The sequence below is a fragment of the Bacillus sp. SIMBA_008 genome (assembly GCF_046535495.1).
In the GTDB taxonomy this organism is placed as follows: domain Bacteria; phylum Bacillota; class Bacilli; order Bacillales; family Bacillaceae; genus Bacillus; species Bacillus subtilis.
This window is the reverse complement of record NZ_JAWRWL010001144.1, coordinates 1-242: the sequence shown is the minus strand read 5'-3', so window position 1 is coordinate 242 and position 242 is coordinate 1. Positions and strand designations below refer to the sequence as shown.

At 74.8% G+C, this 242-nt stretch carries 1 protein-coding gene; it reads left to right on the top strand.

Going from position 1 to position 242, the window contains the following annotated elements; genetic code table 11:
* Positions 1–10: 10 nt before the first annotated feature.
* The coding region (locus SB658_RS27015) for an ATP-binding cassette domain-containing protein (RefSeq protein WP_410603592.1) at positions 11–242 on the top strand (232 nt) is incomplete at its 3' end.

Sequence of the window (242 nt, the reverse complement as noted above, 5' to 3'; positions counted from 1 at the left end):
GCGGTCACGCCTGCGCCGCGAGGAGCTGGGCTTCGTCTTCCAGCAGGTCCTGCTGCTGCCGGAGCTCACTGCGGTAGAGAACGCCGCGCTGCCGCTCATGCTCGCCGGGCATCCGCGCGCCGCAGCGGAGGCTCATGCCGCCCGGTGGCTCGCGGCACTCGGTCTCGGCGGGCTCGAGGAACGCCGCATCGGTCAGCTCTCCGGCGGGCAGGCGCAGCGCGTGGCGATCGCCCGCGCACAGG